Origin of the sequence: Dyella sp. AtDHG13 (genome assembly GCF_003201105.1) — a bacterium.
Classification (GTDB): Bacteria; Pseudomonadota; Gammaproteobacteria; order Xanthomonadales; family Rhodanobacteraceae; genus Dyella; species Dyella jiangningensis_B.
Window position 1 is genome coordinate 273755 of the sequence record NZ_QICJ01000005.1, and the last position, 13687, is coordinate 287441.

At 66.7% G+C, this 13687-nt stretch carries 9 protein-coding genes; 6 read left to right on the forward strand and 3 right to left on the reverse strand.

Annotation, left to right across the window (positions count from 1 at the left end; translation table 11 throughout):
* Positions 1–114: 114 nt before the first annotated feature.
* Positions 115–2613 carry a prolyl oligopeptidase family serine peptidase gene (locus tag BDW41_RS11190; protein WP_074547407.1) on the forward strand — a complete coding sequence of 833 codons (2499 nt, stop codon included), beginning with the start codon at positions 115–117 and terminating at the stop codon, positions 2611–2613.
* A 38-nt stretch (positions 2614–2651) separates the two neighbouring features.
* Here the strand turns inward: BDW41_RS11190 and BDW41_RS11195 are convergent, their stop codons facing one another.
* Positions 2652–4127 (reverse strand): PLP-dependent aminotransferase family protein, encoded by a 1476-nt coding sequence (locus BDW41_RS11195; RefSeq protein ID WP_074547406.1) that lies wholly within the window; start codon positions 4125–4127, stop codon positions 2652–2654.
* Between the two features lie 100 nt (positions 4128–4227).
* Here BDW41_RS11195 and BDW41_RS11200 point away from each other — a divergent pair, with 100 nt between their 5' ends.
* Complete coding sequence (locus BDW41_RS11200) at positions 4228–5226, forward strand: hypothetical protein (RefSeq protein ID WP_074547405.1); 999 nt, start codon at positions 4228–4230, stop codon at positions 5224–5226.
* 8 nt (positions 5227–5234) lie between these two features.
* A complete protein-coding gene (locus tag BDW41_RS11205; protein ID WP_083337555.1) occupies positions 5235–5996 on the forward strand; it encodes a class I SAM-dependent methyltransferase in 762 nt (253 codons plus the stop codon).
* Here the strand turns inward: BDW41_RS11205 and BDW41_RS11210 are convergent, their stop codons facing one another.
* Positions 5997–6902 (reverse strand): LysR family transcriptional regulator, encoded by a 906-nt coding sequence (locus BDW41_RS11210; protein ID WP_199535326.1) that lies wholly within the window; start codon positions 6900–6902, stop codon positions 5997–5999.
* Positions 6903–7028: 126 nt separating this feature from the next.
* On the opposite strand from BDW41_RS11210, the gene BDW41_RS11215 reads away from it, so the two are divergent.
* The 3 genes from BDW41_RS11215 to BDW41_RS11225 all read left to right on the forward strand — a co-directional run bounded on the left by BDW41_RS11215 (position 7029) and on the right by BDW41_RS11225 (position 10679).
* Positions 7029–8033 carry an aldo/keto reductase gene (locus BDW41_RS11215; RefSeq protein WP_074547402.1) on the forward strand — a complete coding sequence of 335 codons (1005 nt, stop codon included), beginning with the start codon at positions 7029–7031 and terminating at the stop codon, positions 8031–8033.
* 298 nt (positions 8034–8331) lie between these two features.
* Entirely contained in the window at positions 8332–9978 is a 1647-nt protein-coding gene (locus BDW41_RS11220) for an acyl-CoA dehydrogenase family protein (RefSeq protein WP_074547401.1), read from the forward strand.
* Positions 9979–10187: 209 nt separating this feature from the next.
* Positions 10188–10679 carry an asparaginase domain-containing protein gene (locus BDW41_RS11225; RefSeq protein ID WP_074547400.1) on the forward strand — a complete coding sequence of 164 codons (492 nt, stop codon included), beginning with the start codon at positions 10188–10190 and terminating at the stop codon, positions 10677–10679.
* 240 nt (positions 10680–10919) lie between these two features.
* Here the strand turns inward: BDW41_RS11225 and BDW41_RS11230 are convergent, their stop codons facing one another.
* Positions 10920–13577 (reverse strand): protease pro-enzyme activation domain-containing protein, encoded by a 2658-nt coding sequence (locus BDW41_RS11230; RefSeq protein ID WP_233496839.1) that lies wholly within the window; start codon positions 13575–13577, stop codon positions 10920–10922.
* Between the last annotated feature and the right edge of the window lie 110 nt (positions 13578–13687).

Consider the following 13687-nt stretch of genomic DNA (forward strand, 5'->3'; position numbering starts at 1 on the left):
CGTTTTTCCGCAGGCGTGACTTCCAGCAGGGATGCCGGAACGTGAAGGGACGGTAAGGTCGAACGGCAAGGAGCCTGCTTCATGGAGCCGGCCCCCAAACAAGGAGACCGTTCGATGCGTACCGCCACCCTCGGCAAGAGGCTGCCCCTGGCTGCCGGCCTGCTGGCCCTGCTGCCTTCCCTCGCGCTGGCCCGCTATGACAAGCCGCCCGAGCCGCTGCTGGGCGTGATGCACGCGCCCCTGCCGGCGATTCCCATGCTCGACCCCACGCGCGAACGCATGTTGCTGGTGGAGCAGTCGCAGTATCCCTCGATCGAACGCGTGGCCGAGCCGTACGTGAAGCTCGCCGGCCTGCGCATCGAACCACGCAACCACAGCCGCCACGATGCGTCCAACGGTTACGGCATCCGCGCCTGCCTGAAGAACTTCACGCTGGAAGACGTGGCCAGCCACCAGCAGACGCCGGTATCGCTGCCCGCCAACGCATGCCCCGGTGCGCCGCAGTGGTCGCCCGATGGCCGCCGCTTCGCCTTCACCAACACCACCGACCAGGGCACCGAGCTGTGGCTGGGCGATGCGCTCACCGGCCAGACGCATCGCGTGGAAGGCGTTTTGCTCAATCCGGTGATGGAAGACAGCGTGCAATGGCTGCACGGCAGCGATTCACTACTGGTGAAGCAGGTGCCAGCCAACCTCGGCCCCGCGCCCAGGACGGGAGCGGACGCAGGTCCGGAGATCAAGCAGTCGATCGAAGGCAAGGGCGAAAGCAGCACCTACGAGGCGCGCGACACGCTCTCCAGCGCGGACGACGAAGCGCTGTTCGACTACTACGGCATGGCCCAGCTCGCCGTCGTCGACGCCGCCAGCGGCAAGGTGCGCGCGGTCGGCAAGCCGGGCGTGATCGCCGGAGTTTCGGGCGCACCCGACGGCGAGCACGTGCTGGTGGAGACCTTGAAGCGGCCCTATTCCTACGTCACCACCTATGAGCGCTTCGCGCGCGACGTCAGCGTGCTCGACGTGCAGACCGGGCAATCCGCACCGATTGCCTCGCTGCCGGTGGCCGACCGCGTACCCGTGCGCGGCGTTCCCACCGGCCCGCGTGAATTCGAGTGGCGCCAGAACGCACCGGCCACGCTGGTCTGGCCCGAAGCGCTCGACCAGGGCGACTGGAAGGTCAACGTGCCCCAGCGCGACAAGGTGCTGATGTGGAGCGCGCCGTTCAACGGCAAGCCGCAGGAAGTGGCACGCACCACGCAGCGCTTCAGCGGCATGCGCTGGCTGGCGCAGGGCAACGAGCCGTTCGTGTACGAGTACGACGCCAACCGCCAGTGGATCCACATCAGCCGCATCGATGTCGCCAACCCGTCCAAGCCGGCGCGCACCGTGTGGGATTACTCGGCCAACGAGGTCTACAAGAACCCCGGCACGCTGCTGAGCCAGACGCTGCCCAACGGCGCCAGCGTGGTGCGCCAGGATGGCGATGCGGTGTATCTGTCCGGCCCCGGCGGCACGCCCAAGGGCGACCGTCCTTTCCTCGATCGCTACCACCTCTCCAACGGGCAGACCGAGCGCCTGTTCCGCAGCGGCACCGACACCTACGAGCGCCCATTGGCCGTGCTCACCGGCGGCGAACGCTTCATCACCGCGCGCCAGTCGCCAGCCGAGCCGCCCAACCTGTTCATGTACACGCTGGGAGCGGCTACGGCGAATCCGCAGGCGGGCGAGGCGGCGTTTGCTTCGCATGCGGAAGCCATCACGCACATTCCCGATCCGACGCCGCAGGTGCGCGGCATCGGCAAGCGGCTGGTCACCTACAAGCGCAAGGACGGCCTGGAACTCTCCTTCACCCTGTACACCCCGCCGGGCTACAAGGAAGGCACGCGCTTGCCGGCCATCCTGTACGCCTATCCGCAGGACTTCGCCGACCCCAGCCAGGCCGGCCAGATCAGCGGCTCGCAGCAGAAGTTCGACGTGCTGCGCGGCTATCGCCTGCTGCTGTTGGCAGGGTACGCGGTGATCGACAACGCATCGTTCCCCATCGTGGGCGATCCGCGCACGGCCTACGACACGTATGTGGAGCAGCTGGTGATGGACGCGCAGGCGGCGGTGGACAAGGCCGTCGAACTCGGCGTGGTCGACCGCAACCGCGTGGGCGTCACCGGCCACAGCCACGGCGCGCTGATGACGGCCAACCTGCTGGCATACACCGACCTGTTCCGCGCCGGCGTGGCCACCAGCGGCGCGTACAACAAGACGCTGACGCCCTTCGGCTTCCAGAACGAACGCCGATCCCTGTGGCAGGCACCCACCGTGTACGAGAAGGCGTCCACCTTCTTCCAGGCCGACAAGATCAAGACGCCGCTGCTCATCATGCACGGCATGGACGACGCCAACCCGGGCACCGAGCCGGTTCAGTCGCAGAAGCTGTTCCAGGCCATTCGCGGCCTGGGCGGCACGACACGGTTGGTGATGCTGCCGCATGAGCCGCACTGGTACACCGCGATGGAGTCGAACGAGCAGGAGGTCTACGAGATGCTTACCTGGTTCGATCGCTACGTGAAGAATGCGGCGCCGAAGGCCGAAACCGCGGCGAAGGACAAGGCGGCTCCCTGAGCCGCGCGATGACGGCGGGTGCCCCAGGGCACCGCCGTTCACAGGCACTGGCTGAGCTTGCGCACGCCCTCGTCGATCTGTTCCGGGCTTACGCCGCCGTAGCCGAGGATCAGGCCGGCGCGTTTCGGCGACGCGAGATAGCACGGCGTCAACGGCCGCACCGAAACACCCACCGTCGCCGCCTTGCGCGACACCGCCACGTCGTCCACGCCCGGTGGCAGGTAGCCGGCCAGCTGCATGCCGGCTTCCGTGCCGATCACCTCCAGCCTGTCGCCGATGTAACGCCGTATCGCATCGTGCACCGCCGCGCGCTTTTCCATGTAGAGCGTGCGCATGCTGCGGATGTGACGCGCGAAATGACCGTCGCGAATGAACTCCGTCATCACCGACTGGTAAAGCATGGACGAGAACGTGTCGATGGCGTCGCGCCCCGCGTGGAAATCCGCCACCAGATCCTTGGGCACCACCAGGTAACCCAGGCGCAGCGCCGGAAACATCACCTTGCTGAAGGTGCCCAGGTAGATCACGCGATCGTTCGTGTCCGTGCCCTGCAGCGAGGACAGCGGAGGGCTGCCGAAACGATATTCGCTGTCGTAGTCGTCCTCGATGATCCACGCATCGTGGCTGGCGGCCCAGCGCAGCAGCTGCATGCGGCGCGACGCGCTCATCGCCATGCCCAGCGGAAACTGGTGCGACGGCGAAATGTAGACCGCGCGCGCATCCGCGCCGACGCGCGCGCCGTGCGCCACGTCGATGCCTTCCGCATCCACCGGCACCGGCACCAGTTCCGCGCCGGCCGTGCGCAAGGCTTGGTGCGCGCCGGGATAGCCGGGGTCCTCCATCCACACCCGCTCGCCCGCATCCAGCAGCACGTGTGCGCAGATCTGCAGGCCCTGCTGCGAACCGGTGGTGATGAGCACCTGCGATGCATCGCAGCGCACCGCGCGCGCCGCGCCCAGGTATTCGGCGATGGCTTCGCGCAGCGGCAGATGCCCCATCGGATCGCCGTAACCCATGGTTTCCGGCGACAGATGCCGCGCGTGGCGGCTTACCAGCCGCGACCACAACGCGGAAGGAAAAGCATCCAGCGCAGGCACGCCCACGCGGAACGCGCCCATATTGGCCAGCCACGTCGGCTCAGGCTGGCGCAGCAGCTTCGCCCGTTGCGAGGTGCGTCGCGAGCCGCCCGCGGAGGCCACCGGCTCCACGCGAATCTGCCGCTTGCGCTCGATGGTCATGTCCGACGGAATGGCCCGCGCCACGCAGGTGCCCGCGCCGGTGAAGGTCTCCAGAAAACCTTCGGACTGCAGCTGTTCGTAGGCGCCCAGCACCGGAATGCGCGAAATGCCCAGCTCGCTGGCCAGGCTGCGCGTGGAAGGCACGCGCTGGCCCGGGCGCAACTGGCCGCTGCTGATGGCGCGGCGGAACCAGTCCGACAGCTGCTGGTACATCGGCGTGTCGCTGCCCACGTCCATGGCGACGGGCGGCAGGAATCCGGCGGGAATGCGCTGCATGGCGCGGCTCCAAAGTGGATATATGCGATATACGCAAAGTGGCTATTTCGGCCAACCACTTGCGGGCTTAGCTTGCGCTCGTCCGATCGAGCCCGCAACCATGAAGCGCCACCTGCCCGCACCGCTGATCGCCCCGCGCCTTTTCGTGCTCTGCCTGGCACTGCTGCTGTGCCTGCCGGGCGCCTGCCAGCGCGCCTATGCGCAGGACGAATCCTCCGCCCAGGAGCTGCCGCAAAGCCGCGACGACGCCTGGTGGACCGGCCCGATGATGGCCAGCTCCGCCGAAACACTGCCGCCTGGCCACGTGCTGCTCGAGCCCTACCTCTACGATGTCGCCAGCCGCGGCTCGGACAGCTTCGCCTCGCGCACCTACATGAACTACGGCGTGGCCAACAACTTCACCATGGGCATCATCCCGGTGTTCGGCTACAACCGCGTCAGCAACGCGCCCAACAGCAGCGGCGTGCAGGTAGGCGACGTCACCGTGCAGGCGCAGTACCGCCTGCGCCAGTTCCATGAGGGAAGCTGGCTGCCCACCGTCGCCATCAACGTGCAGGAAACCTTCCCCTCCGGCAAATACGACCGCCTGGGCAACCACGCGGCCAATGGCATGGGCAGCGGCGCCTACACCACCACCATCGGCATCGACACGCAAACCTACCTGTGGATGCCCAACGGTCGCATTCTTCGCGTGCGCTTCAACGTGGCGGCCTCGTTCTCATCGCATGCCGACGTGGAAGGCGTAAGCGTCTACGGCACCGACGCACATTTCCGCGGCCATGCGCGCCCCGGCAACAATGTGTTCGCCAACGCCGCGGCGGAATACAGCCTCACGCGAAACTGGGTGCTGGCGCTGGACGTGGTCTATAGCCACAACAGCAGCACGCGCGTGAACGGGCAGGAATATGCGAACGGCGATCCGTTTCCGCCGGACGTGGCACTGGGCGCGAAGTCGAATCGTTACATGGGCTTCGCGCCGGCTGTGGAATACAACTGGTCGCCGAACATCGGCCTGCTGCTGGGCGTGCGCATCATTCCATCGGGCAACCGCACCACCTCATCCATCACGCCGGCCCTCGCTCTCAACTACGTGCACTGAGGCATGCCATGAAACATGTTTCCCTGATCGTGCTGTCCGCCCTGCTCGCCGCCACCGTCGCCACCGCCGCGCCACCCACGCACCCGCTGCCGAGCTTCGTCGGGCTCGCCATCGCCGACAAGAACCGGCCAGAGGACGACCGCGCACTGGACGACCAGCGCCATCCCGCCGCCGTGCTCGGCTTCACCGGCATCAAGCCCGGCGACGTCGTGGTCGACCTGATGCCGGGCAGGGGCTACTACACGCGCCTGTTCAGCCGCATGGTCGGCCCCAAGGGCCAGGTCTATGCGCTGCAGCCAACGGAAATGGACAAGAAGGCGCCGAAGGGCTTGATAAGCGTGCGCAGCTTTGCGGGAACGGAGGCGTATCCCAACGTCACCGTGCTCGTCGAGCCGGACACCGCATTGAAACTGCCCGAACCCGTGGACGTGATCTGGACCTCGCAGAACTACCACGACCTGCACGATCCCTTCATGGGCAAGCCGGACATGGCAACGCTCGACAAGCAGCTGTTCGATGCACTGAAACCCGGCGGCACGCTGATCGTGCTCGACCACGCCGCGGCGGCAGGCACCGGCATCTCGAACACGGACGACCTGCACCGCATCGACCCCGCCGCGGTAAAGAGCGAACTCACCGCCGCAGGCTTCCAGTTCGAAGGCGAAAGCGACGTGCTGCGCAACCCCGCCGACGATCACACCAAGGGCATCTACGACCCGTCCATCAAGGGGCACACCGACCGCTTCATCTACAAGTTCCGCAAACCTTGATCACTTTGTCCGGCGCACTTCACCGTCCCCTCGCTGCGCGCCTTCGTTCTTGATAAAATCGACGAAGGCGCGCAGCGGCGCCGGCATGTGGGTGCGGCTGGGGTAGTAGAGCAGCGGGCCGGTGAAGCTCTGGCACCAGTCGGCCAGTACCGGCACCAGTGCGCCGCTGCGCAGCGCCGGCTGCAGGAATTCCTCGAAGGTGTGGATGATGCCGAGGCCAGCCACGGCCGCTTCCACTTCCATCTCGACGGTAGAGGCCAGCAGCGGGCCGTCTGGCCGGATACGCACGGTCTTGCCGCGACGCTCGAACTCCCACACGGCCACCGTGCCGCTGGGAAAGCGATGGCGGATGCAGGCGTGGTTCACCAGATCCTGCGGCCGCTCCGGGCGACCACGCGCGGCGAGATAGGCCGGCGATGCCGCCGCCACGAAGCGCTGCATGCGCGGCCCGATGGGCATGGCGATCATGTCGCGCTCCACGCGTTCTTCGTAACGGATGCCGGCATCGCAGCCTGCCGCCAGCACATCGACGAACGCATCGTCGGTGATCACGTCCAGCGTGATGCCCGGATGCGCCGTGAGAAAGCGCACGGCGATGGGCGGAAGGATGTGGCGCGCCACGATGGAGGGCACGTTGAGTCGCAAGGTGCCCGTGGGGCTGTCGCGGTAGGCGTTGATGCTGTCGAGCGCGCCGCCGATCTCGCCCACCAGCGGTGAAAGACGATCGAGCAGGCGCTGACCGGCCTCGGTGGGCGTGACGCTGCGCGTGGTGCGGTTGAGCAGGCGCACGCCCAGTCGTGCCTCCAGCCGTCGCAGCGCGGCGCTCAGTGCGGACGCGGAAACGCGGCCCTGCTGGGCCGCACCTCTGAAGCCGCGTGCGCGCGCCACCGCCAGGAACGCCTCGATATCGGAAAGGCCAAGCTCTTCCATTGTGCTGATTCCCGCACAGGTCGTGTGGATAGGACCGGATTATCGTACACCGGCCAGCGCGCCATACTTTGCTTCGCACCCATCCCGCCCTGGAGAGACACCATGCAATACCGTCAGCTTGGCGCCACCGGTCCCCGCGTTTCCGCCCTCGGCCTCGGCTGCATGGGCATGTCGGGCATGTACGGCCCGGCCGATCGCGCGGAAAGCGTCGCCACCATTCACGCCGCACTCGACGCCGGCATCGACCTGCTCGATACCGGCGATTTCTACGGCATGGGCCACAACGAAATGCTGATCGGCGAAGCGCTGAAGAACGTGCCGCGCGACAAGGCGCTCATCAGCGTGAAGTTCGGCGCGCTGCGTGGCCCGGCCGGCGACTGGGTGGGCTACGACGCCCGACCGGCAGCGGTAAAGAATTTCCTCGCCTATACGCTGCAGCGCCTGGGCGTGGACTACATCGACGTCTATCGCCCTGCCCGTCTCGATCCCAACGTGCCGATCGAAGAGACCATCGGCGCCATCGCCGACCTGGTGAAGGCCGGTTACGTCCGCCATATCGGGCTGTCCGAGGTGGGTTCGGACACCATCCGTCGTGCGGCGGCAGTGCATCCCATCGCCGACCTGCAGATCGAGTACTCGCTGATCTCGCGCGGCATCGAGGACGGCATCCTGCAGACCTGCCGCGAACTGGGCATCGGCATCACCGCCTACGGCGTGCTGTCGCGCGGACTGATCAGCGGCCACTGGGACAAGAACAGCGCGGGCGCCGGCGACTTCCGCGCGCACAGCCCGCGCTTCCAGGGCGGCAACGTCGACCACAACCTTGCCCTGGTCGAAGCGTTGCGCCAGATCGCCGCGCAAAAGAACGTCACCGTCGCGCAGCTCGCCATCGCCTGGGTCGCGGCGCAAGGCAAGGACATCGTGCCGCTGGTCGGCGCACGCCGCCGCGATCGCCTGCAGGAAGCGCTGGGTTCGCTCGACGTGACGCTGAGCGCCAGCGATCTCGCCACCATCGAAGCCGCCGTGCCGAAGAACGCCGCGGCCGGTGAACGCTACGCCGCCGCGCAGATGGCGCACCTGGATAGCGAGCAGACGCACGCCCGTTGATGGCAACGTGGCCGTATCGCGTCCATCGATGCGGCGATGACGCGTTTTGGAGGCTGTCCAAAATCTTCAAGCTACCCACTCTTCATTCCGGCGCAGGCCGGAATCCAGTGACGGAAGTGACCGGTTATCGCGTGACGTCAAAGCTATGGAGTCTTCTGCGAAAACCGCGCCGCGAGGCCACTGGATTCCGGCCTGCGCCGGAATGACGAGCGAGGGAATGCACATTCGCGCGAGATTTTGAACAGGCTCTTACACGCACGGCCTATACTCGACAGCACCGATCCGTCGAGAGCCGATCATGGGATTCCTGCAAGATCCGCCGCAGCTCGCTCATCCGTATCGTGACGATCCGCTGCTGCGCGCCATGCTTCGGCGCGCGCTGCCGCCGGCGCGGCTCGCCGCCATTGAGCCCGATCTGAAAGCGCTTGGCGATTACGCCGTGATGGAATGGCAGCGCGCCTGCCGCAGCACGCGCCGCAAGCCCGTGCTCACGCAGTGGGATGCGTGGGGCAGCCGCGTCGATCGCATCGAACTCACCGAGGCCTGGCAGGAAGGCCCGCACATCACCACGAAACACGCGGTGCTTGCTTCCGGCCATGAACCACACGAACACGCGCGGCTGGAAGAGTTCGCGCGCGTTTACCTCTATCACGTGGCCAGCGAGTTCTACAGCTGTCCGCTCGCCATGACGGACGGCGCCGCGACGGCGTTGAAGGCATCCGGCAACAAGGCGCTGATCGAACGCGCGCTGCCGCATCTCTTGAGTCGCGATGCATCCACGTTCTGGCTGAGCGGCCAGTGGATGACGGAGAACGCCGGCGGCTCGGACGTCGGCAACACCGAAACCATCGCGCGACAGGATGCCTCCGGCCAGTGGCGCCTCTACGGCCGCAAGTGGTTCAGCTCGGCCGTGGTCGGCGAGATGGCGCTGGGGCTCGCACGGCCGGAAGGCGCCGGCTCCGGTCCTGGCGCGCTCGCGCTGTTCTACGTGGAAACCATGGACGGCGAGCGCCGCAAGCCGGAGCTGATCATCGACCGCCTGAAGGACAAGCTCGGCACGCACGAACTGCCCACGGCGGAGATCCATCTGGACGGCCTGCCGGCGTGGCCGCTGGGCGAATTGTCCAACGGCGTGCGCCAGGTGGCGCCGATGCTCAACATCACGCGCACCTGGAATGCCGTTGGCGCCACCGCCAGCATGGCGCGCGCGCTGTCGCTGGCGCGCGACTACGCCACGCGTCGGCACGCCTTCGGCAAGCGGCTGATCGACCAGCCGCTGCATGCGCAGACGCTGGCCGACATGCAGGCGGAGTTCGAAGGCGCGTTCGCGCTTACGTTCGAAGTGGCGCACCTGCTCGGCCGCGTGGAGCACGGCAGCGCGCAACCGCACGAAGTCGCCCTGCTGCGCCTGCTCACGCCGCTGGCCAAGCTGTGGACCGGCAAGATGGCGGTGAAGCTGTGTTCGGAAGCGCTGGAGTGTTTCGGTGGCGCCGGCTACATCGAGGACACCGGCCTGCCCCAGCTGCTGCGCGACGCCCAGGTCTATGCGATCTGGGAAGGCACCACCAATGTGCTGTCGCTGGACAGCCTCCGCGCGCTGGCCGGCGAGAACATCGGCGCGCTGCGCACGTCCATCGAAGGCTGGCTGGCCGACAGCATCGACGCGCACGCGCGGCAGGCGATCCATCAAGCACTGGATGCGGCCGCTGCCTACCTGCAGGCCCATGCGAGCGACCGGACCGGGCTGGAAGTCGGCGCCCGCGGACTCGCGCTCACCCTTGCCCGCTGCACGGCCGCCGCCCTGCTGGCCCGCCACGACACCTGGTCGGCGCCGCATGGCCACGCCCGCACCGGCGCGGCGCTGCGGCGCTTCGTGGCGCATGGCTTGTCGCGATTCTCGGCGGCGGATGCCACGGACACGGCGTTGTTGTTGGGGCCGCATTGAGTCCGCAAACCCTGCCCTCCCTCACCGTCATTCCCGCGAAAGCGGGAATCCAGTGACTTTCGGGGCGTTAAGAGGTACGGGAAGTGAGAGCAAAGGCGCTAGATTCCCGCTTTCGCGGGAATGACGGTGAGGGGCACCCACTCCTCAGGGTGCCCCAAGGCAGACTACCCGCTAAAATGCCCGCCTCCCCACCCTGGCGACTCCCGACCATGCAGCATCTGACCATCGTCACCACCGGCGGCACCATCGACAAGATCTATTTCGACGACAAGTCGGATTACAAGATCGGTTCGCCCCAGATCGGCGACATCCTCAGCCAGCTCGGCGTGGCCTTCCAGTTCGACGTGATCCCGATCCTGCGCAAGGACAGCCTGCACATGGGCGACGAGGATCGCGCCCTGGTGCGCTCCACCATCGAGGCGCAGCCGCACCGCCACGTGCTGGTGACGCACGGCACCGACACCATGGTCGAGACCGCGCGCGAGCTGGCCAATATCAAGGGCAAGGTGATCGTGCTCACCGGCGCGCTGAACCCCGCGCGCTTCCAGGGCTCGGACGCGGTGTTCAACATCGGCTGCGCCGTCGCCGCCGTGCAGACGCTGCCCGATGGCGTCTATATCACCATGAACGGCCGCGTGTGGGATCCGGCCAAGGTGCGCAAGAACCGCGACGCCAACCGGTTTGAGGAAAGCAACGGCTGATCGTGCCCCGCCACCTCGCATCGTCATCCCGGCGCAGGCCGGGATCCAGTGACATCAGTTTATGGTTTTCGCGAGGATCATCACTCGCGTTACCGCGAAAATCGTAGTGCGCCGCCACTGGATCCCGGCCTGCGCCGGGATGACGGTGAGGCTAAGTTGCGCGTTGCCGACTTCATCGATACGAAAGGGCCCGGCCATCACTGACCGGGCCCTTCGCTTTTCATGCCAACCGAAGGCCGCTTACTGCACCGTCAGGTTGACGTCGTCGAGCACGAACGAGGTCTGCAGCGAGGAGTCTTCCGTGCCGGTGAACTTCAGCGTCACCGTCTGCCCGATGTACGCACTCAGGTCGAAGCTGGCCTGCGAGTAGCCCGTGGCCGCGTTGAGGTTCGAGTACGTCGCCAGCGTCTTGAGCACCGTGCCGCTGCTGTTGAGCACCTGCACGCTCAGCTTGTCGTAGGCCGTGGTCTTGCTGGTTTCGGCCGTATCGACGTGCAGATAGAAGGTCAGCTTGGCCGAGCTCTTGCCGCTGGGAATGGCCACGCTCTGCGACACCGTGTCGGTGTGCGTGCTGCCGTAGCCGTCCATCCAGGCGAACCAGGTGCCGCCGTGCGCCGTTTCGCCGCTGCAGGTGCTGTTGCTGCACAGCGTGCCGGAGCTCATCGACCACGGGCTGGCCGTGCCGGTCTCGAAGCCCGGGTTCACGATGATCTGCGAGGGCGTGCTGCCGCCGGAGACGGTGACGGACGCGGTCTTGCTGGAGGTCTTGCCGCTCGCGCCATCGGTCACGGTTTCAGTGACGCTGTACGTGCCGGCCGCCGCATAGGTGTGGCTCGGGCTGGCCGTGGTCGCGGTGCCGCCGTCGCCGAAGGTCCACGAATAACCGGTGATGCTGCCGCCGGAATCGGTCGAGCTGTCGGTGAAGTTGGCGGTCAGGCCGTTGGTGACGAAGCTGAAGTTGGCCGTGGGCGTGCCGCCCGTGCCACCGCCGCCACCGCCCCAGTACTGCGTCACGTAGCTGTTGAACTTGGCGATGTCCAGCGAGCCCCAGCCGGTGGTGTTGTCGTAGCCGGCCTTGGCCGTGTAGCCGTAGCCGTTGTAGCCGTTGTTGCCCGAGGTGACGTCATGCAGCGGCGAGGCGTCGGTCGGGAAATGGGCGTACATGTTCTGCGTCGGCAGGCCCAGGGTGTTGTTGTTGGCGGAGAGGATGCGCGCCCAGATGCCGACGAAGATCGGCGAGGCCAGGCTGGTGCCGCCGATCTGGTAAGCGGTGCCCTGGATGTAGATCTGTGCACCGGTCGACTGCGCCGCATCGAACGCAAGGTCGGGCACCTGGCGCATGGTCACCGAGGAGCCCAGCGCGGTGGTCTGCCATGCCGGCGCCGACTCGAACAGGCTCACGCCGCCGCCGGTGGCCCACAGGCGCTTGTTGTTGTCGCCATTGCTCGGATCGACGGCCGCCAGGCCCTCGTTCCACACCGTTTCGCCTGCCCACGTGGTGCCGCTGGTGCTCAGCGTGGTGCCGCCCACGGCCACCACGTTCGGCGAGCTGGCCGGCTCGCTGACGGAGTAGTGGCTGAGCGAGATCTGCACCGTGCCCGCCGAGTTCGCGACGTAACCCGGCGCGCCTTCGGTCGGATCGTTGGACCACTGGTACACGCCCGCATCGCCGGACGCGATGGAGAAGGTCTGACCCTGCGCCACGGCCTGCGCGAAGATCTTGTCGTCGGCCGCCTGCGTACCGGAGCTGTTGGCGGCGGATTCGTCTTCGCCCAGCGACACGTTGATGACCTTGGCCACGTTGTCGGTCACCGCGCGGTTGTACGCGGCGGTGATGGCGGCATCGGTAAGGCAGCTGTCGTTCGCGTCGCAGTTGGGCGCGGTGTAGAAGATCAGCGTGTTGACGCCGCCCGAGGTGCCGGTGATGGTCTGGCTGTCCAGGTTCCATTCGCCGTCGCCGTTCGGATCGTCTGCATAGGCGCTGCTGCCGGTCTTCACCACCTGCGTGTTCACCGTGCTCATGCCGGCGTTGGTGGTGAAGGTCTTGAGGTCCGCGATGGTCTGGGTCAGGTCGCCCCAGGTGATGATGCCGACCTTGGTGTTGGATGCCGTCGGCGTGCTGCCCACGTCGTAAATGGCCGGGAAATCCTTGGGACTGTGCGAAGTCTGCGTGCCCGTGGCCTGGATGCCCACGTTGTTCGTGCTCGCGTGCACCGGCCCCACGATGTGATGCATGGTGTGCGGCACGTTGAGGTTCTGCAGGCCCAGCACCGAATCCACGATGCCGCCAAGCGCCGCCGGCACCTGCACGGCCGCATCGTTGGCGATGCGCTGCTTGCCGCCGAACTTGAACGTGCGCATGGTGGTGCGGAAGGCCGCGTTCACCGAGTTCGCGTTGCCGTCCGCCTCGACCAGCATGTTGTTGGGCGACACGTGCACGTTGCTGAAGCCAGACTGGCTCAGGTGCGCCACCACCTGCGCGACCTGGGCGTCGGTCGGCGCGTAGCGCGCCTTGAACTGATCCGGCGTCAGGAAGTGATGGAACTGCGGGCTGGCGGGATCATTCACCGCATGCAGGAAGCTCTCCAGCTCGTTCACGTTGCGCAGGTTGAGGCTGAGCGCCACGTGCATCGGCTTGCTGGCCTCCAGCAGCGACACCGTGGCGGCGTCGACCTTCGGCGAGCCGTGCATGCTCAGCGTCCAGGTGTTGTTGGTGGCGGCAGCCGACGTTGCCGCCGTGCTCGGCGCGGCATTGCGCGTCATGGCCGCCTGCGTGCGCACGCCCACCCAGCCGTCATTGGTGGCGGCGTGCAGCGAACCTGTCATGGCGAAGGACATCGCCAGCGGCAGCATTGCCTTGCGAAATACGTTTCCCCGCAAATCGATACGAACAGTCATTCTTGTCTCCTTGACGTTTTTTGAGGACGAACCGACCCGATGCGGTGCGCTGCACCACATGAAAAAATGCGCCGCTCGCACGGCCTCAGGTCTTGTGACTGTGTTGCGAT

Bases quoted from the DNA above. Each gene is read 5' to 3' on its own strand.
- BDW41_RS11190 (WP_074547407.1), top strand. From the start codon at position 115: ATGCGTACCGCCACCCTCGGCAAGAGGCTGCCCCTGGCTGCCGGCCTG.
- BDW41_RS11195 (WP_074547406.1), bottom strand. From the start codon at position 4,127: ATGCAGCGCATTCCCGCCGGATTCCTGCCGCCCGTCGCCATGGACGTG.
- BDW41_RS11200 (WP_074547405.1), top strand. From the start codon at position 4,228: ATGAAGCGCCACCTGCCCGCACCGCTGATCGCCCCGCGCCTTTTCGTG.
- BDW41_RS11205 (WP_083337555.1), top strand. From the start codon at position 5,235: ATGAAACATGTTTCCCTGATCGTGCTGTCCGCCCTGCTCGCCGCCACC.
- BDW41_RS11215 (WP_074547402.1), top strand. From the start codon at position 7,029: ATGCAATACCGTCAGCTTGGCGCCACCGGTCCCCGCGTTTCCGCCCTC.
- BDW41_RS11220 (WP_074547401.1), top strand. From the start codon at position 8,332: ATGGGATTCCTGCAAGATCCGCCGCAGCTCGCTCATCCGTATCGTGAC.
- BDW41_RS11225 (WP_074547400.1), top strand. From the start codon at position 10,188: ATGCAGCATCTGACCATCGTCACCACCGGCGGCACCATCGACAAGATC.
- BDW41_RS11230 (WP_233496839.1), bottom strand. From the start codon at position 13,577: ATGACTGTTCGTATCGATTTGCGGGGAAACGTATTTCGCAAGGCAATG.